Below are 22517 nucleotides of genomic sequence, written 5' to 3'. Positions count from 1 at the left end.
AGGCCGGCGGTCCTCAGGCGGGGAGAGAGGGCTGATGGCCGTTGAGCAGGGCGATGCCCAGGGGAGTGGCGGTGTGCAGGACCGTGTTGCGGTGGCGGAGGCTGCGGACCAGAGCGGCTTCGCGCAAGGCGGTGAGGTGCCGGCTGGCGTTGGGGGGCGTGGTGTGGGTGATGCGGGCCAGTTGCCGGGTGGTGGCCGCACCGTTCGCCGCCGCGCCCAGGAGCCGTGCCCGGGTGGTGCCGAGCAGCATGGTGAGGGGCTTCGGCCTGCCTCCGGGGCGAGCGGGCAGCGCCCAGTCGAGATCGTGGTCGATGGGGTGGACCAGGACGGGCGGCAGCCGTGGGTTGAAGAGGCTGGTGACGTTGTAGCGGCAGAAGAAGGACGGTTGCAGGACCAGGCCGCGCCCTTGCAGATGCATCTCCTGGTCCACCGGATAGTCGAGTTCCAGCACCGGATGGCTCCAGCGCGCCGTGGGATGCAGGGTGCGGAACAGGACTTCCCAGCCGCCGTCCGCGAGGACTGCCGTGCGACGCGCCCGGTCGTGGTGCACCTGCGTGCGGATGCGGTCCCAGTGGGGCGTCAGGCAGGCATCGAAGTAGCTGTCCGTGGCGTCCGCGAGACGCCCCAGCGTCTCGGCGTCACCCTCCGCGAGCTGGGCGCACCACGACGGCAGCCGCACATGAGGATTCTGCCGGCGGAACTCGCCCAGCTCGGTGCGGATCGTCTCACGGCCGGTGGAGCGGAACGCCTCCATCTGCGCGGCGCGTGGGGCCCCTTGGGCGGGTGTGAGGAAGTCCGGGCAGTAGCCCTTGGCCGGGGCCAGCGAGGACAGCAGCCGAACCGACGCGGGGAGGCGCGGCAGGGCCTGGGCACGCCACGGCCCGAAGACCACCCCGGTGTCGCGGCGCTGGAGCCGGTGCAGACTGATCGACACCTCCCACAGCGCGTCGGGTTCGTCGGCCAGCACGGTTCGTGCCAGGTCGTCTCCCGTGAAGTGAATCCTCAGCATGGCCTGTGCCCCCGTGCCCCCGTGGCTGACTGGCTGTGCCGGTCTGCACTTCATGCTCCGGGGCCCGGCGGGTCCGGTACCAGATGCTTTTCGGGCTCGGTTCCCCCAGCAGGAGGAGGCAGCCCGCTGACCAGGAACATTGCGTCCAGACGTACGCAGGTGTCGGGCGCCGCGAGCAGCGCTCCACACTGAGCCGCGAAGCACGCATGGGGCAACGATCGGAGGAAGCATGAAGTCCGCGTACGCTCGCTCGCTGGCCGCACTCGTCCTGTCCGGAGGGGTACTGTTCGGCCTCGCCGCCGCTCCGTCACCGGCCGCGGCACAGGCCGACCAGTCCACCGCCTCGACCACCTCGACGGCCTCGACCGCCTCCACGGCGATGGAGCCCTGCGGCCGCTACGACGGCACAAGGCTCACCAAGTACGGGCAGTCCAACATCCGGGTCTGGGAAGTGCAGTGTCTCCTCAACTACTACAGCGCCTTCCCCGAGTGGCTGGAGCAGGATTCCGATTTCGGGCCGGCCACCCTCAGGGGCGTGAGGTGGCTACAGAGCTGTGCACGCATCACAGTCGACGGTGACGTCGGCACCGACACCTGGCGGGCCCTGCGCACCAGTTCCTGCTGATCCGGAACGAGAGATTGTCACGCACGATTCCGTGGGAGCCCGGGGGAGCGGGAGCCGATTCCTCCGGGCAACCCAATGCAGATCGATATCAGTCCCAGGAGCATGCCGGTCTGTGGAGCATGCCAGTCCCAGGAGCATGCCGCTCTGTCGATAGCCTGCGTCACCATGATGCGCGCCTGGATCCCGCCGATGCTGTTTGTGCTCTGTGGCGGCGCCGTCGCGACCGGGGCGGCCCTCAGGGGGAGTTCCGGCACAGCGGTGGCACTGCTGCTGGTGTTCCTGGTGCTCGCGGGCGTGAACTCGCCCCTGCTCTTCCCGCGGTCGACCGGTGCGCGGGAGGCGCAGCGCCGCAGCGCGGCCGATGGGCGGCCGGTCGTCCTGTGGCGGCCGGGCTGCAAGTACTGCATACGGCTGCGCATCCGGCTGGGCCGCGACGCCCGTCGGGTGCACTGGGTCGACATCTGGCGGGACCCGGCGGCAGCCGCCGTGGTCAGGGCGGCCAACGACGGCGATGAGACCGTGCCGACCGTCATCGTGGCGGGCCGCCCGCACACCAACCCCCATCCCCGATGGGTGCGCGACCAGCTTCCCCCAGCCACCCCTGCCGGGTGATCAACAACCACACCCCCGTGAGGCACCAAGACCAAGCTCAGAGCCTGAGCCGATTTCTCCCCGGCCGGTCTGCAGGACGTCGAGCAGTCGGGGGAGAGGGACCGGCACCAGACCGCCACCGCGAGCCGAGCCCGCCCGTCCTCCAACCACCGTTTAACCAGGGCCAGGGCCAGGGCCAGGGCCAGGGCCAGTGTCAGCGCCGTACGCCCCGGCCAGCTCGGCGACCGCGCACGCCATCTCCGCCCGGGCCTCGGGAGGCCCCACGACCCGGACGTCGGCGCCGAACTGCAGCAGATGGCGGATCGCCTCCACGACCGGATAGACGACTTCCACCCGCAGCCACTCCTCACCACCGGCCGCCTCCGGGACGGGCGGCCCGGCGAAGTGGCCGCCGGCGATACGGGTCACCATGTCCAGCCGCTCCCTGCGCACCCGGACAGTGATCTGCACGCCACCGCCACGCTCTTCCACCTCGCGGCGCAGACCGTGCCAGACCTGGGCCAGCTCCACGCCGGGCCGGCGGCGCACCGCGCTCTCGACGACATTGACGTGCGACAGCCTGTCGGTACGCAAGAGCCTAGGCCTGCCCCTGTGGTCCGCGACCAGGTACCAGGTGCCGGCCTTGGCCACCAACCCGTACGGATCGACGGTGTAAGTGCGCAGCTTGCTCTGGCCGCTGTGGCGGTAGCGCACCCGCAGCCGGCGGTCGCTGAGGACCGCTGCGTACAGCGCCTCCAGGCCATGCTCCTGGCGGGGCGCGGCACGCCAGCGATCCGGCTCGACGAGGATGCGGCGGCTGGTCAGCTCGGCCGCCGGGCGGTGCGGGGCGGGCAACGCGGCCATCACCTTGCGCAGCGCGGAGCCAAGGGCCCGGTCGAGGCCGAGCGCCGAGTGCGCACTCTGCGACGCCAGCACGAACAACGCACGCGCCTCATCGGTGGTCAGCCCCGTGACATCGGTACGGAACCCCTCCACGAGCCCGATACCGCCCGCCTTGCCGCGCTCGGCGTACACCGGCACACCGGCCGCCGACAGGGCTTCCACGTCACGGTAGATGGTGCGCTGTGACACCTCCAGGCGCTCGGCGAGCTCCCTGGCCGGCACCAGGCCACGGTGCTGGAGCAGCAGCACGATCGAGAGCAGACGGTCGAACTTCACCCGCGCAGAATATGACGGCCCAAACATGACGGCCGATGTCATATAACCCCCTCAGGATCGCTTCCGTTGCCACCGACGAAGGAGCGGAAAAACTGTGGAGCGACACGACATCGAAGCCTTGACCGCCCCTACGAAGGGTCCGGCGCTGTGGCCCGGCCGGCAGGGTTTCGCCGCCACCGGCTGCCGCCTCGACCACCACACTCCCGGACGCCGTCTCGATCACCACACTCCTGGACGCCGCCTCGACCACAACACTCCCGGGCTCCGCCTCAACTACGCCATCCCGCCGCACACGCCCGGCGCCCTCACCGGTGCGCAGACCTCATGACACCGTCACCCGCACACGCCACCCCGACGAACCGCCACCGGTCCGCCCTTCCCTCGCTGCGCCGCCTCCTCGCCCTCGACGCGGCCGGAATGATCACGTTCGCGCTGCTCTACCTCGCCGCCTCCGGCCCTCTCGCCCGGCTCCTGGGCGTCGGCGAGACACTGGTGCTCACCTGCGGCGCCCTGATGCTGACGATCGGCGTCGGCGTCGCTCTGGCGGCCCGCCGCACTCATCCGCCCACCGCACCGGTACGCCTCGTCATCGCCACCGGCGCCCTGTGGGTGGCGGCGAGTGTCGCCTCGCTCGCCCTGGACTGGTGGGAGCCCAACCCGGCCGGCACGGCGTGGACGATCCTGCAAGCCATCCCCGTCACGGTGTTCACCGTCCTGCAACTCACCGCACTGCGCGCCAGAACCTGACCCACCCGCTGCCCACCCCACCTCACCCCACGCCGAGCCCGGCCTGCCGACCGACCGGCCGGACAACGCCACCACCACCGCCACCCCCGGAGCTCTCTCCCCATGACCGCACACACCCCATCCACCGACCGACCGGCGACCCGACCGGCGACCACACCGGACCCGTGCGTCACGTTCATCAACGTATTCGACATAGCCGCCGAACACCTCGACGCGTTCATCGCACAGTGGGAGCAGCGCGCCGCGCTCATGAGCACCAAGCCCGGCTTCCTCGACTCCCGACTGCACCGGGCCCACTCGTCGCAGACCCGCTTCCAGCTCGTCAACGTCTCCCACTGGGAAAGCCTGGACGCCTACGAAAGGGCCGGCGCGGACCCCGAGTTCCACCGACGCACACGAGCCGCGGGCGAGAACCCGCACACACCGGTCACGCCACACCCCGGCCTCTACGACGTCGCCGTCGAGTTCTCCGCCGCACCAGCACCACCCGGGTGCCCACGCTGACTTCGGGTCGTCGGCAGGCCCCGAAAGCGTGCACCGCCGCGGCCGGTCTCCACCCCGGGACCCACCCCGGGACCCACCCGGGGAACCCCCTCCCACCCCCCTTGTCCCCGCCATGCCATACGCTGCGCCACAGCAGCCGCACCCCCTCCCCCTGACCGCACTCCAGCGGTCGTGCGAGGTGGCGCGCGGCGCTCTCATCTCCCGGCCATCCACCGGGATTCTCTGTGGGGGTACAACACTGTGCGTACGCGCACCCTTTCGACCGCGACCGCTCTCGCGGTGCTCTTCAGTTCGGCGGCCCTGAGCGCCGTCACCGCCGCGCCCGCGACGGCCGCCACCGCCGTCGTCGCAGCGCCCGGCGGCATCGTCGCCGACGGCGGACTCAAGCGGGTCTTCGTCGGCGACCGCACGGCCGGGAAGGTACTGGCCGCCGACTACTCCGGCGCGCTCACCGGCTCGGTCAGCGGCATCAGCGGGGTCTCCGGCCTCGCCCTGTCCCAGGACGGCTCCACCCTGTACGCCGCCGCCGAAGGCAGCAACGAGATCGTGGCCATCGACGCGGCCACCCTCGCCATCAAGGCGCGCTACGCTGTCGCCACCGACACGGGCCCGCGCCACATCGCCTTCGCCGCCGGCAAGGTCTGGTTCACCTACGGCGACCAGTGGGACGGCGACCTCGGCTCCGTCGACCCGGCCGCCGAGCCGGCCACGGCGGTGCAGCTCGGCCTGTTCCCGCAGGCGCATCCCGGAATCCACGATCCGGCTCTCCTGGACACCGACCCGTCCGCGCCCGGCCTGCTGGCCGTCGGCCAGACCGGCCTGTCCTCGGACTCCATGGCCGTCGTCGACGTCTCCGGCAACGCACCCCGGATGACCGCCTACTACCAGGGCGACTACTCGCTGAACGACGGCATCGGGGACATCGACCTCGTGCCCGACGCCGCCCAGGTCCTGGTCAACGGCGCCCAACGCGACGCCTACGCCGACGGGAAGTTCACGGCCGCGGGCGCCTACCCCGCAGGGCAGCGCGCCGACATCGCCCCGAACGGGCTCGTCGCCCAGGTCAACGGCGCCAAGGTGGCGGTCTACCGGCCCAACGCCGCTCGCCCGGTCCGCACGTACTCCAACGGCAGCGCCGGCACGGCGGCCCTGCGGTGGGCACCGGACTCCTCACGGGTCTTCGCGCTCGTCGAGGCGGGCGGCGGCTACCGCCTCAAGGTGCTCACCGACCCGACGCTGAACGCCCCCACCCTGACGGTGAGCGCCCCCTCGACCGCCACCCGCGGCAAGAAGCTCACCGTGCAGGGGAAGATCACGGCCACCGTGCCGCTGCCCAGCGGCACCAAGCTCCAGGCCACCCGCACCGACCTGGAGAGCCCCGACGGCAAGGCGCTGCCCGCCGTCACGGTCAAGGCGGACGGCACCTTCAGCTTCACCGACACCCCGCCCGCCGGCGGCAAGGTGACGTACCAGGTCACGTACGCGGGCGACGCCGAGCACACCAACGTCACCGCGTCCGACAAGGTCGAGGTCTCCCGCACCAAGGCGACCCTGACGCTGAACAACAACGGCAAGACCTACGGCTACGGCGCCGACGTCTCCTTCACCGCGCACCTCGGCTCGACGTACAAGAACCGCACGGTGGAGATCTGGGCGAACCCCTACGGTGACGACAAGCCCAACAAGCTGATCAGAACCGCAAAGGTCAACTCCGCCGGCAACCTTGCCGCCACGGTCGACATGAAGCGGGACACCACCGTCACCGCCGTCTACAAGGGTGATGCCCGCACCGCGCCCAAGACGGCGAAGTCCACGGCCTACGCCAAGGTCAACATCTCGACCTCCGTGGCCAAGCACTACAAGAAGGCGAAGATCGGCTCGACGACCTACTACTGGTTCCACAAGCGCACGGACCCGGTCCTCACCACGACCATGAGCTACTACAAGGGCCGCAAACAGCGCTTCGACCTCCAGGTCCGCTCGGGCGGCAGATGGCACTCTGCCGACTCGCAGTACTTCCCGATCGGCACGAGCGGCGCATCGGCCGTCACCCTGGAGGGGCCGGACCAGTCCGGCATCAAGGCACGCATGCGCTCCACCTACGTCAACGGCTCGTCCGGCGACAACGTGAACTCCACGACGCACGGCGCATGGAAGTACCTTTACTGGACCAACTGAGCGTGTAACGCCGCCAGTTCGCCCTACGACCCGACAAGGGCCGTAGGGCGAACTGTGTCCGTCCAGCCCGTTCAGGCTGTCGGCACGCGGTCCAGGAAACCGTGCACACTCCGGATCCGCCCGTCCTCGGCCAGCGTGATGACGTCGAACCCGGCCACGGGCGCGGACCCGTCCGCCGGCGACACGAGCTCCCAGCTGAAGCGCGCGATGTCGTGGTGCCCGTCGACCGTCCCGGTGCGGCGGAACTCGAAGCCGGGGAACTGCTCGTGGGCGCCGTTGATGACGGCGGCGACGCCCTCGTGCCCGCGGACGTCGGCCAGCGGATCCGTGTAAGTGCCGTCCTCGGTCCAGGCGGCGGCCACGGCCTTGCTGATGTTCTCGGCGCCCTCCACGTTCCAGGCCTCGAAGTAACGGGCGACGGCGGTCTCGTACGCGGCGCTGTCATGTGCGGTCATGGCGGACCAGCCTCCTGTGAGGTCGTTCTCGGCTTGCGGGGCGATGACCCAAGACTGCCGCCCGCCAGTACGACGGTCGATTACGTCCGGGGTAATGCGTGGGTATTGCGTGGCCGAAACCACCGTCGTCCACAGCGCCTACCGCGAAGGTTTACCCCGGCTCAACTCCAGGGTGGACGCAGTCACTTGCCCCCCAATGGAATCTTCTGAGGGCGCCGCGAAGGGCGGCGACTCCAGCGGAGGACCGAACCGCGAAGAGGCAGGGGGAAGAAGACATGGCAGTCAAGAAGGGCCGTATCGCCATCGCGGCGACAGGCGGGTTGCTCATGCTCGTCACGGGCGTGGGCACGGCAGAGGCAGGGTCGGGATCGGGATCACCGGCGGCCTCACGCTTCGCCCAGCAGGCCGAGTCCGCGCGCCTGACCAGCGCGCAGACCACGGCGTTGCAGGCGGAAGTGGACGGCTACCTGAAGAAGATGGGCGGGACCCAGGTCGCGCTCAACAAGATCGACCTCAAGGGCAAGGGCGAGGTTCTCGTCGCCCTCCCGGGCGAGGCCCGCCCGCGCGACTTCGCCTCCGGCAACGGGATGCGCGCCGCCGCCGACCCGTGTCTTTCCTCGGGTGTGTCCGGGAACTTCTGTGCCTACCAGAGGGACAACTACCAGGGCACCCGGATCGATATGTACCAGTGCAACACGAAGTACTACGTGTCCACCTGGGGCCGGGGCGGCTCCTGGATCAACGACCAGACCCGCAACGTGGAGAGCCGGCGGGCCCGGATGTACAACCCCAGCGGCACCATGATCTACAAGACCCCGCGGGCCTACAGCTCGGACCCCAACGGCGACTGGATGCCCGTCCGCTACGTCATCCCCTGCGGCTGACAGCCCCCTGCACTCAACGGCGCCCCCGGTCCGGCCCGGACCGGGGGCGCCGCGCCGTCCGCCCCGGTCGAGGGTCCACGACGGGGCCCTCACCCACCATCCATGCCAGGATCCGAGGATGGAGATTCCCGACGTCACGCGTGCGATCGCGGCTGCGACTTCGCTCGCCGCATCACTCGACCTGCCGGCCGACGACGCGATCGTCCTGCACAACTCGAACAAGCTGGCACTGCGGCTGACGCCCTGCGACGTTTTCGCCCGGGTCGCCCCGGTGGGGCAAGAGGTCGCACGGTTCGAAGTCGAGCTCGCTCAGCGACTGGCCGAGACCGGCAGCCCGGTGTGCCCCTTGGAGCCCCGGACGGACCCGCGTGTGCACACGCGCGATGGCTTCGCGGTGACACTGTGGACCTACTGCGAGCCCGTGACACCCCACACCCCACCGGCCGACTACGCCAAGGCACTGGAGCACCTGCACGCCGGCATGCGCACAATCGCTATCCCGAGCCCACGGTTCACCGACCGCATCACGGAGGCGGAGGAAGTTGTCGCCGACCCGCACCGCTCGCCGAAACTCACCGAAGCGGACCGAGCCTTCCTCAGCGGCCAACTGGCAGGCCTGCGACGAGCGATCGCCGAGAAAGGCGCCGCCGAGCAACTGCTCCACGGCGAACCGCATCCGGGCAATGTGCTCAGCACGAGAAACGGCCCGCTGTTCATCGACCTGGAGACATGCTGCCGCGGCCCCGTCGAGTTCGACCTCGCCCATGTCCCCGAGGCGGTCTGCGCGCACTACCCCAACGTCGACAAGGAGCTGCTGGACGACTGCCGCCGGCTCGTCCTGACGATGGTCACCGCATGGCGTTACGAGATCGGCGACCAGTTCCCGAACGGGAGGCGCTTCGGGGAAGAACTGCTGCGCGCACTGCACGCCGGTCCTCCTTGGCCGACACTCGACACGATGGTCAAGCGAGTGGGTCCATGACCGCGTCCGGCGCCGACCAGCGAAGATCGAAGCCATGGATATCCGGAAGTTGGAGTACTTCCTGGCCGTCGTCGACCGCGGGGGTTTCAACCGCGCCGCTGCGGCGCTGTACGTGTCGCAGCCGTCGCTGTCGCAGGCTGTGCGGGCGCTGGAGCGTGATCTGGGTACGGAGCTGTTCCATCGGATCGGGCGCCGCGCGGTGCTGACGGAGGCGGGCCGGGCGTTGATCGAACCGGCCCGTGCGGCGGTGCGGAGCCTGGAGGTCGCCCGGGCGAGCGTGGCGTCCGTGCACGCACTGCGGGAGGGGCGCCTCGATGTGGCGTCGATGCCGTCCCAGGCCGTCGAGCCTCTGACATCGTTGATCCGTTCCTTCGCCCGGCACCATCCGGGCGTGACGGTGGCGGTCAGGGCCGTCTTCACGGCCAGGGATGTCGTCGGCGCGGTGCGGACCGGGGCCGCGGAGCTCGGCCTGCTGGCGTCGGCCGGGAGGGTGCCGGACACGGAGGTCCGCGCGCAGGTGCTGGGGGAGCAGCGGTTCGTACTGGTGGTACCGCCGGGCGGGCCCTTCGCCGGCCGGGAAGCGGTGGCGTGCGAGGAACTGGCGGGCCGGCGGCTGATCGTGGGACAGCCCGGGACGGGCATGCGGGCGTACGTCGACTCCCTGCGGGACCGGGGCATCGACTTCAGCGTGGCGGCGGAGACGGAGCACCGGGTCGCACTGCTGCCGCTGGTGCTGGCCGGGGTCGGGCTCGCGGTCGTGACGGATGCCTGGCGGGAGATCGCCCGGCGGACGGGGGCCGAGGTGCTGGACATCGAACCCGCGACCGCGCTGAAGGTTGCACTGATCAGCCGCCGGGGTGTCCTGTCCCCGGCGGCCGCCGCCTTTTGGAGGATGGCCGTCCCCACAAGCACTGACTGACAGACGGCGGTTGCCCGGCAGGCGGCCGGTGCCTGATAGGCGGCCGCTATAAGGGAGATCCGGTTTCGGTCTTGGACGCCTCCCCGGGCGCGTTGCTGGAATCGAAGGCATGACGAACCACCGCATCGCCCTCATCCCCGGTGACGGCATCGGCACCGAAGTACTGCCCCCCGCGCAGCAGGTACTCGACATCCTCGGCCCCCGGCACGGCTTCACCCTCTCCTACACGAGCTACGACGACTGGTCGTGCGAGCGGTATCTGCGCGAGGGCGCCATGATGCCCGACGACGGCCTGGCCCAGCTCCGCGACAAGGACGCCATCCTGCTGGGCGCGGTGGGCCATCCCGCGGTACCCGACCACGTCTCGCTGTGGGGACTGCTGATCCCGATCCGCCGCGGCTTCCGCCAGTACGTCAACCTGCGGCCCATCCGAGTCTTCGAGGGCATCGACAGCCCGGTGCGCGGGGCGCGGGCCGGCGAGGTCGACTTCGTCGTCGTCCGGGAGAACGTGGAAGGCGAGTACAGCGAGGCCGGCGGGCGGCTCAACCGCGGCTTCCCGGACGAGATGGCCGTACAGGAGGCCGTGTTCACCCGGGCCGGCGTCACGCGCCTGCTGGACTACGCCTTCGGGCTCGCGAGGCAGCGCAAGGGCCGGCTGACCTCGGCCACCAAGTCGAACGGCATCGTGCACACCATGCCTTTCTGGGACGAACTCGTCGCCGAGCGGGCCGCCTTGTTTCCGCAGGTCAGTTGGGGTCAGGAGCACATCGACGCGCTCGCGGCCAAGTTCGTCCTCGAACCGGCCCGCTTCGACGTCGTGGTCGGCTCCAACCTCTTCGGCGACATCCTCAGCGACCTCGCCGCCGCGGTGGCCGGGTCCATCGGTGTCGCCCCGGCGGCCAACCTCAACCCCGAGCGGGAGTTCCCCTCGATGTTCGAGCCGGTGCACGGCTCCGCCCCCGACATCGCCGGCCGGGGCACCGCCAACCCGCTGGGCGCGATCTGGTCGGCCGCCATGATGCTCGACCACCTCGGCCACCCGGAAGCGGCCAGGGACATCACCGATGCGATGGCCGCGGTCCTGGCCAAGACCGACGTACGCACCCGGGACCTGGGCGGCACCGCCTCCACGGCCGAGTTCACCGACAAGCTCCTCGAACTCCTCTGAGCCCGCGTCCCCGTTCCGCAACGAGGAGAAACGCCATGGCAGCATCAGCATCAGCGCAGCCGCCCGCAGCCCCAGCACCACCCCCGGCCGCAGCGGCCAGGAAGCCGTGGTACCGGCAGCTGTACTTCTGGGTCCTGACCGCCATCGTCACCGGTGTCCTCACCGGCTGGCTGTGGCCCTCGGCCGGCACCGCGATGGAACCCGTCGGCACCACCTTCATCGCCGCGATCAAGATGCTGATCACGCCGATCGTGTTCGTGACCATCGTGGCCGGCATCGGCGGCGTCGACAGCCTCGGCCGGGTGGGCCGGGTCGGTCTGAAATCGCTGCTGTACTTCCAGGCCGGCACCCTCGCCGCCCTGCTCATCGGCCTCGTCGCGGTCAACGTCTTCCGGCCCGGAGCCGGCGTCCACGCCCACCCCGGCGACCTCCAGCTGACAGGAGATGCCGGCCAGTACGTCAAAGACGGTCAAGGCCAGTCCTGGTGGCACTTCCTGACCGACCTCGTGCCCACCAGCGCCGTCGGCGCCTTCGCCGAGGGCAACATCCTCCAGGTCATCTTCTTCTCGGTCCTCTTCGGCATCGCCCTCAAGGCCGTCGGCCCGGTCGGCGAGCCCCTCGTCGAGGGCATCCAGCGCCTGAGCGCCGTCATCTTCAAGATCCTGCACTACGTCATGCTGGCCGCACCCGTGGGCGCCTTCGGCGCGATGGCCTTCACCATCGGCGAGTACGGCTTCTCCACCCTGACCAGCCTCGGCCGGCTCATCGGGCTCTTCTACGGCACCTCGGCGTTCTTCGTGCTCGTCGTCCTCGGCGCGGTGACCGCCGCGCTCAGGATCAACATCTTCCGGCTGCTGCGCCACCTGCGCGAGGAGTTCGTCCTCGTCCTTGGCACCTCGTCCTCCGAGAGCGCCCTGCCCCGGCTGATGCAGAAACTCGAAGGGCTCGGCATCCGCCGCGACATCGTCGGCCTGACCGTCCCCACCGGCTACTCCTTCAACCTCGACGGCAGCTCCATCTACCTCTCCCTGGCCGCCGTCTACATCGCCCAGGCCACCGACACCCCCCTGAGCATCGGCCAGCAACTCGGTCTGCTGGCCGTCATGATCCTCACCTCCAAGGGGTCCGGCGGCATCACCGGCGCCGGGTTCATCGCCCTCGCCGCCACGCTCACCACCGTCGGCACCGTCCCCGCCGCCGGCATCATGCTCGTCTTCGGCATCGACAAGTTCATGTCCGAATGCCGCGCCCTGACCAACCTCGCCGGCAACGCGGTCGCCACCCTCGTCGTCGCCCGCTGGGAGAACGCCCTCGACACCGCCCACGTCAACAGCGTGCTGCACACCGGAAAACCCCACCCCACACCCGCGCGGGACCACCCGGCAGCCACCCTGCCCATCGAGTGCACCAGGGGCCCGTCGGCGTGATCCCGACGTGCCCCGGAGGCCCGAACCGGCAGCCCAAGGAAACCACCACCGCGCGCTACGACGACGGTTGACGCCGCAAACCGTGAGGGCAGGCCCGCAAACCAGGGGAGTAGCCAGAAACCACCCCTCGGTTTGACGTATCCCGCCGCCCGTCCACCTAGCGTGGAGTGTGCCCGGGCATCCCATCCCATCCCAGGCGGCCGCGGAGCCGCCCCTTTCACCAGTTCACCAGGGAGTTCACATGCCCATGCACCGCACTGCCGCGACGCTGCTGGCCGCGGGTCTCCTCGCCGGGACGGCGGTCACCGCAGGCGCCGCCACCGCGTCGGCCGCGCCCTCACCGGCAGCCACCGCGTCGACCGCACCGTCCGCGTCCCTGGCCGCCTGCGCCTACTACACGAACTTCGGCTACTACTGCCGTTACGACGTCAACAACACGTACGCCGACTACGGCGACCGCGGCAACAAGGTCAAAGAGATCCAGGCGATCCTCCAGTACCGCGGGTACAACATCGGCCGCTACGGAGTCGACGGCGCGTTCGGCGGCGACACCCTCAAGGCAGTGAAGACGTTCCAGCGCACCTGGGGCCTCGACGACGACGGCATCGTCGGCCCCAAGACCTGGGCGCGTCTGCGCGGTTGAGTCCCAGAGCGCGGCACCGGAACAGCGAGACCGTTCCGGTGCCGCCGGGACGTACGGCCTGGCTGGTGGCTGCTGGCCGGGGGAGAGGCGGAAGCCGGGGCGCGTCGGCTGAGTACGGGCCACGAGCGGATGAGTATCCGCGCCCATGCCGCGGCAGGGCGGGCGGGGCGAGGATCGTACACACCGACCACACCGACCACACCGGTCACACCGGTCACGCCGGTCACGCCGATCGCACCGGTCACGGAAGGAACCGACGATGAACCCCGGCACCTACGCGCGCTTGTACGGCCCCGGCCCTGCTCAGCCCGCACCGCGCTCCGGGCACAAGGGTCTCGTCGTGGTGGCAGGCGTGCTGTGGGCGCTCACTCTGGCCTCGCTGACCTGGATCACGCTACTCGTGGCTCTGGTCGCACTCTGGGGTGCGGCGGCAGGCGCGGACGCCGGCGCCTTCGTCCTGCGGTACGCAGTGATCGTCGCCGGCGCCGCCGCAGCCCTGGCCGCCCTGGTGTCCGCTCCCGGCATCCGCCGTCTCCCGTGGGCAAGCCGCCTGTTCCTGACGGGAGTTGTGGCCTGCCCGGTCACCACCGGCCTGGCCTTCTGGTCCTGGTCCTCCACCGGCTGACCCGTGGGGGAGCGCGTCGTCGCGGCAGCGGCAGCCCATTTAACATAACGTCTGTTGCGATAAATCCTGAGCCTCGGTACGGTGCGGTCATCTGCTGTACTTCAGGACGGGAAACCGGAATCACCATGGACGACGTTGCGACGAGCGGGGCCGGCCTGACCGGCGTGAGGTACTCGGCGTTCTCCGGCTGGGCCGACCGGCCCGCCGATGTCGCGCCGATGCTGGAGGGCGAGCTCACATGCGACGTCGCCGTCGTCGGGGGCGGTTACGCAGGGATGGCGGCGGCGCTCCGGCTGGCCGAACGCGGCGCTGATGTCGTCCTGCTGGAGTCCGGGTCCTGCGGATGGGGCGGCAGCTCACGCAACGCCGGATACTTGTCGAACGCGCTGGCAGGTGATCCGCAGCTCCTCAACACGCTGTACCCGCGCCGACTGCCGGGCCTCCTGCGGTACGCCGACAGCGCGGCGCATTTCACCGAGGACCTGATCGAGCGACTCGCCATCGACTGCGACTACGAGCCGACGGGCAACGTCATCGCCGCCGTCTCCCCCGGGCAGCTGCGGCGCACCAGGCGGAACGCCGAGATCCTGCGCGGTGCGGGAGCGGACGTGGAGTTCGTCGAGGGCCGCGATTTCGGCCTGCCCGGAACGTTCCTCGGCGGTGTCTTCGAGCGGGCTGGAGGGCTGCTGAACCCCGGAAAGTTCGCCCTCGGGCTGCGCGAGGCACTTCTCGCCTCGCACGTACGGACGTACGAACGGACCACCGTCCACGCGATCGAGCCGCACGCCTCCGGCGCCGTCGTCAGCACGGCCGCAGGCCGCGTCCACGCCGAGCGTGTGGTGCTGGCCACCAACGCCTACTCCCGCGACCTCGCGATCGCCCCGAAGCGGATGGTCACGCCGGTCTGGACCAGCCTGGTCGAGACCGAACCGGTCGCCGCCGAACGGTTGGCAGCGACCGGCTGGACCAGGCGCGTCGGCATCATCACCCCGCACACGATCCTGGAGAACTACCGGCCCACTCCACGCGGCACCATCATGTTCGGCACCCGCCGGCTGCGGACGGCGCACGGAGCGCTGGGCGCCCGCGAGCCGGACGACGCGGTGGTGGCGGACCTCGTCCGCGGCTTCCACGAGCGGTTCCCCTCCCTCGGCGACGTCGCGCCGCAACGCGCCTGGGGCGGCTGGATCGCGATGACATCGTCCCTGCTGCCGATCGCCGGAGAGGCGGCGAAGAACATCTTCTACGCCATCGGCTGCAACGGCCACGGTCTGGCCCAGTCCCCGTATCTCGGGACGCTGCTCGCCGACCGGCTCGCCGGCGATCCGATGCACGAGGATCTCCGCGCCGTATGGCGTACGCGGCCACGGTTCGCCCCGTCCGTCCTCAGCGCGCCGACCCTGCACGCCGCCTGGGCGATCGACCGCGCATCGGACCACCTCCACCGCCGCACGGCCTGAGGCCGCCCCGGCCCGGCCAGGCCCGGGAGGCAGCACCGCCGCACCCTTTACCGCAACAGGTGTTCCGTAAATGCTGTGACAGAATCACCAGGTGCCCGAGAACCCGACCCCGCAAGCGACCGGTGACGACACACCCGCCACAGCCGCACGCCGGGGGCGACCGACGGGCGACCACGAGGCCAAACGGGCCCAACTCCTGAAGGCCGCGGCCTCGGTGATCGCACAGGAGGGCTACGCCCACACCTCCATGCGCAAGGTGGCCCAGCGCGCGGGCTGCACGACCGGGACGCTGACGTACTACTTCGCGAACAAAGAGGAACTGGTCACCGCAGTGACCGAGAGCCGCTTCGACGGCTTCGACGCGATGCTCGCGACCGGCCCGGACCAGCCCGACATCAGAACGGTCCTGGGCCGGTGGCTGTCCCGGGCCACCGACGACCCCGAACTCTGGCCCGTCATATCCCAACTGCTCGCGCACGCGCGGTACGAGCCGGCCTTCGCCGCCGTCATCGAGCAGCGCTACGCCCGCCACCGCCGGGCGCTCGCCTCGCTCCTGCGGGCCGGGCAGGCAGAGGGGACCGTCCGCGACGACATCCCCGCCGACCTGCTCGCCGACCAGCTCGCCGCCCTCGGCGACGGCTGGATGATGATGTTTCCCATCGAACCCAAGAGGTTCACCGCAAGTCGGGTCCAAGCCCTTCTCGACGCCGCCATCACCTTGATCACCCCGCCGCCCGGCCCGCCCCGCACGCCCGGTGCGCCCGCTGCCCGTCCGCACACGGACACCTGACCGCGCCGCGAGCGCCTGCCTCGCCGCGCACGGTCAGGCCATTTCGACGTAGCGGTGGACCCTGTCGAAGCGCCGGGCCGCCACGTCCCGGCGGCGGATCACCCAGTGGGCGACGCCGGAGTCCAGTTCCGTGACGTCCTCGCCGCACCTCCAGCTGGCCAGAAGAGCCCAGTCGTCAGCGTCAGCGTCCTGTGCGTCGCGGGCGTAGTGGACGGGGTCGTTCTGGGGCGAGACCGGGTGGCCGCCGATTTGCAGGGCCCAGGCAGGACGGCGGCCGCCCACGTGCGCCCAGGCGTCGCTGAGTTCGTCGGCGAGTTCGAACTGCTCGTCCTCGGGGAAGTCACCCCACCTGTCGAGGGCGAAACTCTCCGGCATCGGCGCGCTCGGCTGGTGCCAGACCGTGCGCAGCTCACGCGGCCGGTACGGCTCGCGCCAACTGTGCTGAAGGGGCCTCCGGGTCGTCGGGGCCCCGGCGGGGACGTACAGCACCGCGTCGGACACCTGCCCCCCGATGCCATGCATATCGGTGCCGGAAAAGAGAAGCAGGTGGCCCTCGGCGGGAAGCGGGAGGCCGGTGGCGTCCGGCGGAAGAGCCGCGAGGTCGACGGAGGCCACGAAGTGCTCGGCCGGCCCCGGCACGCCGTGCGGCAGCATGGGGTCGCCGCCGATCCGGGCCACGAGGGGACCGTCACCACCCTCCGCCAAGTACGCTGCCGGCCGGGCGATGCGTATCCATTCCTCCACCTCCTCGGATGGCAGATCCTGGGAGGCCGCCTCGGCCCGGAAGCGGTTCACTCTGTCCATGCTCACATCGGTCACCGGGTCACCCTAAGGGGCTCATGGTCGGACAGCGGAGGGACCGAACTCACCTGCAAACAAAGCTCTTTGGCGCTACTGACCTCTGGTTCACTGTCCGGGTATCCGTCGCTATGGTTCGTTGAGGGGTGCGAGTACGAGTGTGCTCTACCTCGCTCTCCTCTTCGGTATCGCGACTCTCCTCAACCTGATCGCAGTGCACGCCCACCTTGACGGGCCCGTACTGGTGCACGGGAGCTACTTCTAACCCAGTTCCGGGCGCTTGTGGTGACCACGAAGGCGGCCGCGGGAGATACTGGGGGCATGGCCGAGCAGTCCGTGTCTTTCCCCGTGCCGAACGCTTTCGACGTGCTGTGCGCGCAGTACGCCGCGCGGCTTCCCGCACGCCTGGAGGACTTGGCCGGACCCACCCGCGGCACGGTCGACCTGCCCTTGCACGTGGCCTGGTCGGGCCGCCGCTCCTACACCCTGGACCAGCCCCGCTCCCGCATGAGCCTCTACCGCACCGTCCTGGCCGAGAGCCAGCACCAGGACCTCATCGACTGCCTGCACCGGGACCTGCTGATCGCCCAATGGCCCGCGCTGCGCACCCTGATCAGCCGCCCGGCCCGCCACGCGTGGGAAACCGCCTTCCCCGAGCTGGCCACCACCGCCACGGCGGCCGCGTGAACCTGAGCGACCTGCACCGCCGGCTCCTGGCCGACGTCCTGGCCATCGGCACGTCCTACCCCCTGGTCATCACCGGCGGCTACGCCGTCCAGGCCCACGGTCTGGTCGACCGCCTCAGCCAGGACCTGGACGTCGCCACCGAGAACCCCGCCCCCATGGACGACATCACCCGCACCGTCAGCGACGCCTCCTCCAGCGCGGCTGTCAGGTCCGGCAGATCGAGACCAGCCCGCTCTCCGGCCGGCTCATCGCCGCCGACCCCGCCACGGGCGAGGAATGCGAGATCGACATCCTCAAGGAAGCCCTCTGGTCCCCGCCCACGGAGACCGAGCATGGACCAGTCCTGGCACTCGATGACGTGATCGGCACCAAGGTCCGTGCCCTCGCCGACCGCGGCGCGGTCCGTGATCTCATCGATGTCCACGCCGCCTCCCGGCACCGCACCACCGCCGACCTCGAGATGCTCGGCCGCCGTCACGCCCGCTTCGAGTTCAGCCTCCACGACCTGCGCGACCGCCTCAACGGAGCCGAGTGGTGGGACGATGAGGACTTCACCGCCTATGGCCTGAACCCCGGCCAGGTGACCGCCCTGCGTACCTGGGCCTGGTCTGGTCAAGCGACATCCAGGCCCGACTCCATGCCGAGGAAGGCATGGACGACAGCTGAGGGCCGAGCGAGCCTGCATCCGCTCCGGCTCGGCAACCACCTGCGAGCGATACCGCACTCAGCATCCCATTCACCCACTGCTCGGATTCCCCGGTCTCCCCAGTTCGTCGAGCCACCGGCTGCCGGTGGTCTCAGGGGCAGTCGAGCCAGCAGGCGAAGGTAGGCCGGGCGGGAGCGGGTCAGCCACGACCGCATCGATGCCCCGCTGGCGCACCACCCTGGTCGCTGCTCGGCGGATGTACCTCGCTTCGCCGTAACCGCAGGCCAGGGCCTGGGCCGAAGAATCAGCTTCTGCTCCTCGCGGCCTGACGCCTGATCATCATGCTGCCGAGGAAGAGACCGAAGCCTGCGGCCGTCGCCCCGGCCCCCAATAGCCAGTAGTCGCTCTGAGTGATGCCTATGAATATGAAGAGACCCCCGATGAGGGTTGCCAGAACGGTGAACAGGGTCAATTTCACTTCGGGTCTCACAGGGTTCCCCTTTGGCAGATCGCTAGGAGTGGCCGCGGGCTTCCCGCAGCCACTCCCGGTCAAGCGTCGCACATGATAAAAACCGTGGCGTGCGCTCTACCCCACCCTCCTCAGTCCTGTCTCATTGCTGTCGAGAGCCTCGCAATCGCTGCACCCTTAGAACCAGGTAGGTCAACAGGGCAGCAGTGAACACGGCCAAAACGACAGTCCGAAGCGTGACCCAGAGCGGGCCCTCAAGGTCAACGTTCACTGCGAGTAAGTTGAGGAGAGTCGCGATACCGAAACTACTCCACGCCCAGTCCCTGGCTCTTATCTCCTTTACGGACGGCTGGGAATGGGTGCCAATCGCGCCTTCCTTGTCAGTCCTGCAGATACCAGGCCGGGTTGTAGGATTCATTGAGGTCATTCAGCTCGTCTTTCAGCGAATTGTCCGTGTCGCTCAAAGTGGCGTCGATGTAGCATCCGGCGGCCAGAAGGGGGACGCCACCCTTCTTCCAGAGCAGACCGTTGGGGTCGATGCGATTGATGGGGTCGCCGTCGGCGTAGAGGTATGGGTTCTTCTCTTGGCCGGAGGGGTCAGGGCTGTTGAAGCGGCCGATGTTGGGGTGCCGGACTCGTCCGTGACCGCGACGACGGAGCCGAGGGCGTCGGTGAGGTAGAAGTACGTCTTCCCGTCCCGGGTCATGGAGTTGAGAGTGCCCCCGGGCTCGCGGTTGAAGCCCGCGTCCACACCGGCAGTTGAGGTGGCCGACAGCCCCAGCGGTCCGTTGTGGAAGCGGGCGTCCCCGAGCTTGATGCGCTCGCTCTCGTCGGTCGAGCCGTAGCGGCCCTCGTAGGTCTTGCCTGCGACGGTGAACCAAAGGGGGCAACCGCCACTGCGCGAAGATGGGGCGCCGGTGTACCTGAGCCAGGGGCGACTGTCGTCGTAACCGAGTTCGCCACGTTGGCCGGGAACGGGCAGGCGGTTGGCCCGTGCAGGGCCTGGGTGGGCGGGCTCTGGACAGGATGAGCTGCTTCGGGGGAGTGACGTCGTCGGCAGTGTCGGGGGCCTGCAAGGCCTGTGCTACCAGGTGGACGGGGGAGAGGTGCGGGTGATGACGGCGGGCAGGCGCCCGCTCTCGATGGTCTCCTGCGGGAGAGACAGGCCGAAGTGTGCGCCGATGACGGTCAGTACTCGGCGTTGCTGTTCGTGTGTCGACAGTTCTTCGTCCATGCCCAGCATGTCGTCTATGGAGCCTTGTGGAGCGATTACCCCGGCCTCCTCAAGGGCCGGGCGCAGCAGGTCGGGCTGGGCTCCTGCGGGGTCGTAGCCGGCGCCCAGCTCGAAGTGCAGCCGTACCTCGCCGTCGGAGTGGTAGCTGAAGAAGGAGGGCGGGTCGTCGGTCCGTGGATCGAAGATCAGTATCTCGGCGCCGCGGGATACGGCGGGGTCCAGGGCCCAGCCTTCGCTGCCTCCGCTCTCCACGACGAACGCCCAGTCGCCGGCTTGGCCGATGAGTCCCGCGCAGTAGACCTGGGCCAAGTCGACCATGGTGGACGCTTCCTGGAGGGTGGCAGCCGGTTGGATCTCCACCGGCTCGTGATCGGCCATGCGCTCCGCCAGCTGCTGGGGAGTGAGGCCGCGGGCACAGGTGATGTTCAGGTCCTTGGCACGCCACGCATCGGCGATCCACTCAAGGCTGTCAGGCATGGCCACCTTTTCTCTGTCGGTCGGGGAATGCGTGGCCGGTGGGGGCGTGACGGCTGCGGGCGCCCTTCGGCGTTCAGTAACCTACGGCTTGGACGCTGCGCAGGTCACGGCTGGCTTGGACGCGTAGTCGGCGGCGTGTGTGAGGTTGCACCTTCCGTAGCGGCATGTGGTCCGGTGGACTCAGTCCCCTCCGCTCAGGAAAGGCCCCCGCAGATGCACGCGTCCTTCATTCCGCCGCGCCAGGTCAAGATCGGTGATGCGGCGGCCTTCGTCGGCACGACGCCGCGGGCGATCCGGCATTACCACGAGATCGGTCTGCTCCCCGAGCCCGAGCGGGGCGGCGACGGCCGGCGCCGTTACGGCTACGACGACATGATCCGGCTGCTGTGGATCCGCAAGATGGCCGGCGCCGGGATCGCCCTGGACGACATCCGCGACGCCTTCACCACCACAACCACCACTATCACTGCCACCGCCTCCGCCGGCACAGACAGCGCGGACGGCATCGAGAGCACCCTGGAGCGGCTGGAGAAGACCCTGACGGAGCAGGAAGCCGAACTGCGCCGGCAGCGGGCCGCCGTACGGCGCATGCGTGCCGAGGGCAGCCGGATGGGTCTGCTCTCCGGCATCGTCACCGACCGGCTCAAGAACCTGCCCCAAGGCTCGCTGCACCAGGAGGAGTTGGACACCCTGCTGGTCACCGAGCGCATCTTCGGCCCGCTCGGCGCGGCCATCCAGGCCACCCGCTTCATCGCCCTGGCCACTCACCCCGGCTTGCGTGCCGAAGCGGACCGCGTCGACGCCGCCGAGGAGGCACTCGACGACACCGTCACCGTCGACGATCCACGCGTGGCCCAGGTGGCCGCCCAGCGGCACGCCCTGGAAAGCGCCCTGCTGGCCTTCGTGGAGGAATCCGGGCTGGAGCAGGACGTGGACGCGCTGCTCGACGCGTGGGACGCCGCGCGCCCCGAGACCACCGATGATGAGGAAAACGACGACTCCAGTGTCGCGGCGGAGGAATCGGCCCGCATGAGCGCACTTGAAGCGATCGGCAAGATGCCCTACGACTTCTCCCCGGCCCGCCTGCGCGCCATGGAACTGGCCGAACTGGCCGAACTGGCCGCGGAACTCTCCGCCCAGGACTCACCCGCCTCATAAGCAGGGCCTTGTGCACTACGGTCCCCGTGTGGCTTCAGGGCTGTAGGTCACCGGCGGCCCGAGCGCACCCGCCGTGTCACACCGTCTTGATGCCGCCGCCCTCGATGACGTAGTCGGCACCAGTGACGCTTGCTGCGCGATCGGAGACGAGGAAGGCGACGACGGACGCCACTTCGTGGGCCTCGACCATGCGGCCAGTGGTCATACCCATGGCCGCGGGCACCCCGGCCACGAACTCGCGGTGCCCCACACCGTTCATCTGCGCGAGACGGGCACCGAAGCCGTCGGTGTCCTCCCACATACCGGTTCGCGTCGGACCGGGGGAGACGGTGTTCACCCGTATCCCCTGGGGGCCGAACTCCTCCGACAGTGCTTTGCCGAACGCGTTGAGCCCCGCCTTCGCGACGCCGTACTCGATCGGGCCCGTGCCCGGCAGGCGCGCGCTCATCGAGGAGATGTTCACGATCGCACCGCGGCGCTCCAGGAGGCTCGGCAGCAGTCGGCGGGTGATCCGGACGGTGCCGAACAGGTTGACCTCGAAGCTGTGCGCCCACAGCGCGTCGTCGGTCGCGAGGAACCCGTTGAGGGTGAACGTGTCGCCCCCGCCGAGGTTGTTGACCAGGATGTCCACCCCGCCGAGTTCCGCGAGCGCCTGTGTCTCCAACTCCTCGGCACCTTCCGGGGTGCTCAGGTCGACTGCGACCGGGTACGCGCCGGCCTCCTTCAGCTCGGCTGTGACCGTGCGGGCCGCGCCTGCCACGTGGACCCCTTCGGCGACGAGCTGCCGGGTGATCGCCAGGCCCACGCCTCGGCTGGCTCCGGTGACGACCGCGGTCTTCCCGGTGAGATCGAGCTCCATGTC

23 protein-coding genes and 2 pseudogenes are annotated in these 22517 nt (G+C 69.8%); 18 read left to right on the top strand and 7 right to left on the bottom strand.

The genetic code is table 11. The annotated features are described in order from the left end of the window. Positions 1-13 precede the first annotated feature (13 nt). Positions 14-1009: an ArsR family transcriptional regulator gene (locus tag ACZ4Z4_RS26530; protein ID WP_468332199.1), complete on the bottom strand. Its 996-nt coding sequence runs from the start codon at positions 1007-1009 to the stop codon at positions 14-16. Positions 1010-1238: 229 nt separating this feature from the next. Here ACZ4Z4_RS26530 and ACZ4Z4_RS26525 point away from each other — a divergent pair, with 229 nt between their 5' ends. Both ACZ4Z4_RS26525 and ACZ4Z4_RS26520 read left to right on the top strand, forming a co-directional pair. Further along, positions 1239-1634, top strand: a complete 396-nt coding sequence (locus ACZ4Z4_RS26525) for a peptidoglycan-binding domain-containing protein (RefSeq protein ID WP_468332196.1) — start codon at positions 1239-1241, stop codon at positions 1632-1634. 165 nt (positions 1635-1799) lie between these two features. Then, positions 1800-2246 (top strand): glutaredoxin domain-containing protein, encoded by a 447-nt coding sequence (locus tag ACZ4Z4_RS26520; protein WP_468332192.1) that lies wholly within the window; start codon positions 1800-1802, stop codon positions 2244-2246. A 153-nt stretch (positions 2247-2399) separates the two neighbouring features. Here ACZ4Z4_RS26520 and ACZ4Z4_RS26515 read toward each other — a convergent pair whose 3' ends face one another. Next, positions 2400-3404 (bottom strand): helix-turn-helix transcriptional regulator, encoded by a 1005-nt coding sequence (locus ACZ4Z4_RS26515; RefSeq protein WP_468332190.1) that lies wholly within the window; start codon positions 3402-3404, stop codon positions 2400-2402. A 94-nt stretch (positions 3405-3498) separates the two neighbouring features. On the opposite strand from ACZ4Z4_RS26515, the gene ACZ4Z4_RS26510 reads away from it, so the two are divergent. The 4 genes from ACZ4Z4_RS26510 (at position 3499) to ACZ4Z4_RS26495 (ending at position 6833) form a co-directional block, all read left to right on the top strand. Next, positions 3499-3732, top strand: coding sequence for a hypothetical protein (locus ACZ4Z4_RS26510; RefSeq protein WP_468332187.1), 234 nt, complete (start codon positions 3499-3501; stop codon positions 3730-3732). Next, entirely contained in the window at positions 3729-4151 is a 423-nt protein-coding gene (locus tag ACZ4Z4_RS26505) for a hypothetical protein (protein WP_468332184.1), read from the top strand. The genes ACZ4Z4_RS26510 and ACZ4Z4_RS26505 overlap by 4 nt, the downstream gene beginning before the upstream one ends. A 102-nt stretch (positions 4152-4253) precedes the next feature. After that, complete coding sequence (locus ACZ4Z4_RS26500; RefSeq protein ID WP_468332181.1) at positions 4254-4655, top strand: antibiotic biosynthesis monooxygenase family protein; 402 nt, start codon at positions 4254-4256, stop codon at positions 4653-4655. Positions 4656-4895: 240 nt separating this feature from the next. After that, the gene (locus ACZ4Z4_RS26495) at positions 4896-6833 is read left to right on the top strand and encodes a YncE family protein (RefSeq protein WP_468332178.1); all 1938 of its coding nucleotides are present in this window, start codon (positions 4896-4898) and stop codon (positions 6831-6833) included. Between the two features lie 71 nt (positions 6834-6904). On the opposite strand, the gene ACZ4Z4_RS26490 is transcribed toward ACZ4Z4_RS26495, so the two are convergent. Beyond that, entirely contained in the window at positions 6905-7288 is a 384-nt protein-coding gene (locus tag ACZ4Z4_RS26490; RefSeq protein ID WP_468332175.1) for a nuclear transport factor 2 family protein, read from the bottom strand. Between the two features lie 275 nt (positions 7289-7563). Here ACZ4Z4_RS26490 and ACZ4Z4_RS26485 point away from each other — a divergent pair, with 275 nt between their 5' ends. The 9 genes from ACZ4Z4_RS26485 (at position 7564) to ACZ4Z4_RS26445 (ending at position 16186) form a co-directional block, all read left to right on the top strand. Further along, positions 7564-8172, top strand: coding sequence for a peptidase inhibitor family I36 protein (locus ACZ4Z4_RS26485; RefSeq protein WP_468332172.1), 609 nt, complete (start codon positions 7564-7566; stop codon positions 8170-8172). Positions 8173-8290: 118 nt separating this feature from the next. After that, entirely contained in the window at positions 8291-9154 is an 864-nt protein-coding gene (locus ACZ4Z4_RS26480; RefSeq protein ID WP_468332169.1) for a phosphotransferase enzyme family protein, read from the top strand. Between the two features lie 34 nt (positions 9155-9188). After that, positions 9189-10073, top strand: a complete 885-nt coding sequence (locus ACZ4Z4_RS26475) for a LysR family transcriptional regulator (RefSeq protein ID WP_468332167.1) — start codon at positions 9189-9191, stop codon at positions 10071-10073. 109 nt (positions 10074-10182) lie between these two features. Then, on the top strand, positions 10183-11241 hold the full coding sequence (locus tag ACZ4Z4_RS26470; RefSeq protein WP_468332164.1) for a tartrate dehydrogenase: 1059 nt from the start codon (positions 10183-10185) through the stop codon (positions 11239-11241). 35 nt (positions 11242-11276) lie between these two features. Beyond that, on the top strand, positions 11277-12668 hold the full coding sequence (gene dctA / locus ACZ4Z4_RS26465) for a C4-dicarboxylate transporter DctA (RefSeq protein WP_468332161.1): 1392 nt from the start codon (positions 11277-11279) through the stop codon (positions 12666-12668). A gap of 247 nt (positions 12669-12915) precedes the next feature. Further along, the gene (locus ACZ4Z4_RS26460; protein ID WP_468332158.1) at positions 12916-13311 is read left to right on the top strand and encodes a peptidoglycan-binding domain-containing protein; all 396 of its coding nucleotides are present in this window, start codon (positions 12916-12918) and stop codon (positions 13309-13311) included. Between the two features lie 259 nt (positions 13312-13570). Next, complete coding sequence (locus ACZ4Z4_RS26455) at positions 13571-13936, top strand: hypothetical protein (protein ID WP_468332155.1); 366 nt, start codon at positions 13571-13573, stop codon at positions 13934-13936. 125 nt (positions 13937-14061) lie between these two features. Further along, a complete protein-coding gene (locus tag ACZ4Z4_RS26450; protein ID WP_468332152.1) occupies positions 14062-15396 on the top strand; it encodes an NAD(P)/FAD-dependent oxidoreductase in 1335 nt (444 codons plus the stop codon). A 91-nt stretch (positions 15397-15487) separates the two neighbouring features. Beyond that, positions 15488-16186 carry a TetR/AcrR family transcriptional regulator gene (locus tag ACZ4Z4_RS26445; RefSeq protein ID WP_468332149.1) on the top strand — a complete coding sequence of 233 codons (699 nt, stop codon included), beginning with the start codon at positions 15488-15490 and terminating at the stop codon, positions 16184-16186. Positions 16187-16219: 33 nt separating this feature from the next. On the opposite strand, the gene ACZ4Z4_RS26440 is transcribed toward ACZ4Z4_RS26445, so the two are convergent. Next, positions 16220-17005 carry a DUF1963 domain-containing protein gene (locus ACZ4Z4_RS26440; RefSeq protein WP_468332146.1) on the bottom strand — a complete coding sequence of 262 codons (786 nt, stop codon included), beginning with the start codon at positions 17003-17005 and terminating at the stop codon, positions 16220-16222. 300 nt (positions 17006-17305) lie between these two features. On the opposite strand from ACZ4Z4_RS26440, the gene ACZ4Z4_RS26435 reads away from it, so the two are divergent. Then, positions 17306-17671 (top strand): hypothetical protein, encoded by a 366-nt coding sequence (locus tag ACZ4Z4_RS26435; protein WP_468332143.1) that lies wholly within the window; start codon positions 17306-17308, stop codon positions 17669-17671. Next, positions 17668-18337 (top strand): annotated as a pseudogene (locus ACZ4Z4_RS26430) (nucleotidyl transferase AbiEii/AbiGii toxin family protein). Before ACZ4Z4_RS26435 ends, ACZ4Z4_RS26430 begins: the two are co-directional and overlap by 4 nt. An 829-nt stretch (positions 18338-19166) precedes the next feature. Here the strand turns inward: ACZ4Z4_RS26430 and ACZ4Z4_RS26425 are convergent. Both ACZ4Z4_RS26425 and ACZ4Z4_RS26420 read right to left on the bottom strand, forming a co-directional pair. Beyond that, positions 19167-19660, bottom strand: a pseudogene (locus ACZ4Z4_RS26425) (RHS repeat-associated core domain-containing protein); the annotation flags it as partial. Positions 19661-19870: 210 nt separating this feature from the next. Further along, positions 19871-20497, bottom strand: a complete 627-nt coding sequence (locus ACZ4Z4_RS26420) for a DUF6461 domain-containing protein (RefSeq protein ID WP_468332140.1) — start codon at positions 20495-20497, stop codon at positions 19871-19873. A 213-nt stretch (positions 20498-20710) separates the two neighbouring features. Here ACZ4Z4_RS26420 and ACZ4Z4_RS26415 point away from each other — a divergent pair, with 213 nt between their 5' ends. After that, positions 20711-21655, top strand: a complete 945-nt coding sequence (locus tag ACZ4Z4_RS26415) for a MerR family transcriptional regulator (protein WP_468332137.1) — start codon at positions 20711-20713, stop codon at positions 21653-21655. A gap of 76 nt (positions 21656-21731) precedes the next feature. Here the strand turns inward: ACZ4Z4_RS26415 and ACZ4Z4_RS26410 are convergent, their stop codons facing one another. Beyond that, positions 21732-22514 carry an oxidoreductase gene (locus ACZ4Z4_RS26410; RefSeq protein ID WP_468332134.1) on the bottom strand — a complete coding sequence of 261 codons (783 nt, stop codon included), beginning with the start codon at positions 22512-22514 and terminating at the stop codon, positions 21732-21734. Positions 22515-22517 lie beyond the last annotated feature (3 nt).

The organism is Streptomyces sp. NPDC030245, assembly GCF_055572995.1.
The sequence above is the reverse complement of the archived record's forward strand: the minus strand, read 5'-3'. Positions and strand labels throughout refer to the sequence as shown.

Excerpts from the sequence above, each read along its gene's own strand:
- ACZ4Z4_RS26415 (WP_468332137.1), top strand. The coding sequence starts at position 20,711 with ATGCACGCGTCCTTCATTCCGCCGCGCCAGGTCAAGATCGGTGATGCG.
- ACZ4Z4_RS26530 (WP_468332199.1), bottom strand. The coding sequence starts at position 1,009 with ATGCTGAGGATTCACTTCACGGGAGACGACCTGGCACGAACCGTGCTG.
- ACZ4Z4_RS26420 (WP_468332140.1), bottom strand. The coding sequence starts at position 20,497 with ATGCCTGACAGCCTTGAGTGGATCGCCGATGCGTGGCGTGCCAAGGAC.
- ACZ4Z4_RS26490 (WP_468332175.1), bottom strand. The coding sequence starts at position 7,288 with ATGACCGCACATGACAGCGCCGCGTACGAGACCGCCGTCGCCCGTTAC.
- ACZ4Z4_RS26460 (WP_468332158.1), top strand. The coding sequence starts at position 12,916 with ATGCACCGCACTGCCGCGACGCTGCTGGCCGCGGGTCTCCTCGCCGGG.
- ACZ4Z4_RS26485 (WP_468332172.1), top strand. The coding sequence starts at position 7,564 with ATGGCAGTCAAGAAGGGCCGTATCGCCATCGCGGCGACAGGCGGGTTG.
- ACZ4Z4_RS26500 (WP_468332181.1), top strand. The coding sequence starts at position 4,254 with ATGACCGCACACACCCCATCCACCGACCGACCGGCGACCCGACCGGCG.
- ACZ4Z4_RS26470 (WP_468332164.1), top strand. The coding sequence starts at position 10,183 with ATGACGAACCACCGCATCGCCCTCATCCCCGGTGACGGCATCGGCACC.
- dctA (WP_468332161.1), top strand. The coding sequence starts at position 11,277 with ATGGCAGCATCAGCATCAGCGCAGCCGCCCGCAGCCCCAGCACCACCC.
- ACZ4Z4_RS26450 (WP_468332152.1), top strand. The coding sequence starts at position 14,062 with ATGGACGACGTTGCGACGAGCGGGGCCGGCCTGACCGGCGTGAGGTAC.
- ACZ4Z4_RS26480 (WP_468332169.1), top strand. The coding sequence starts at position 8,291 with ATGGAGATTCCCGACGTCACGCGTGCGATCGCGGCTGCGACTTCGCTC.
- ACZ4Z4_RS26410 (WP_468332134.1), bottom strand. The coding sequence starts at position 22,514 with ATGGAGCTCGATCTCACCGGGAAGACCGCGGTCGTCACCGGAGCCAGC.
- ACZ4Z4_RS26520 (WP_468332192.1), top strand. The coding sequence starts at position 1,800 with ATGATGCGCGCCTGGATCCCGCCGATGCTGTTTGTGCTCTGTGGCGGC.
- ACZ4Z4_RS26475 (WP_468332167.1), top strand. The coding sequence starts at position 9,189 with ATGGATATCCGGAAGTTGGAGTACTTCCTGGCCGTCGTCGACCGCGGG.
- ACZ4Z4_RS26435 (WP_468332143.1), top strand. The coding sequence starts at position 17,306 with ATGGCCGAGCAGTCCGTGTCTTTCCCCGTGCCGAACGCTTTCGACGTG.
- ACZ4Z4_RS26505 (WP_468332184.1), top strand. The coding sequence starts at position 3,729 with ATGACACCGTCACCCGCACACGCCACCCCGACGAACCGCCACCGGTCC.
- ACZ4Z4_RS26455 (WP_468332155.1), top strand. The coding sequence starts at position 13,571 with ATGAACCCCGGCACCTACGCGCGCTTGTACGGCCCCGGCCCTGCTCAG.
- ACZ4Z4_RS26525 (WP_468332196.1), top strand. The coding sequence starts at position 1,239 with ATGAAGTCCGCGTACGCTCGCTCGCTGGCCGCACTCGTCCTGTCCGGA.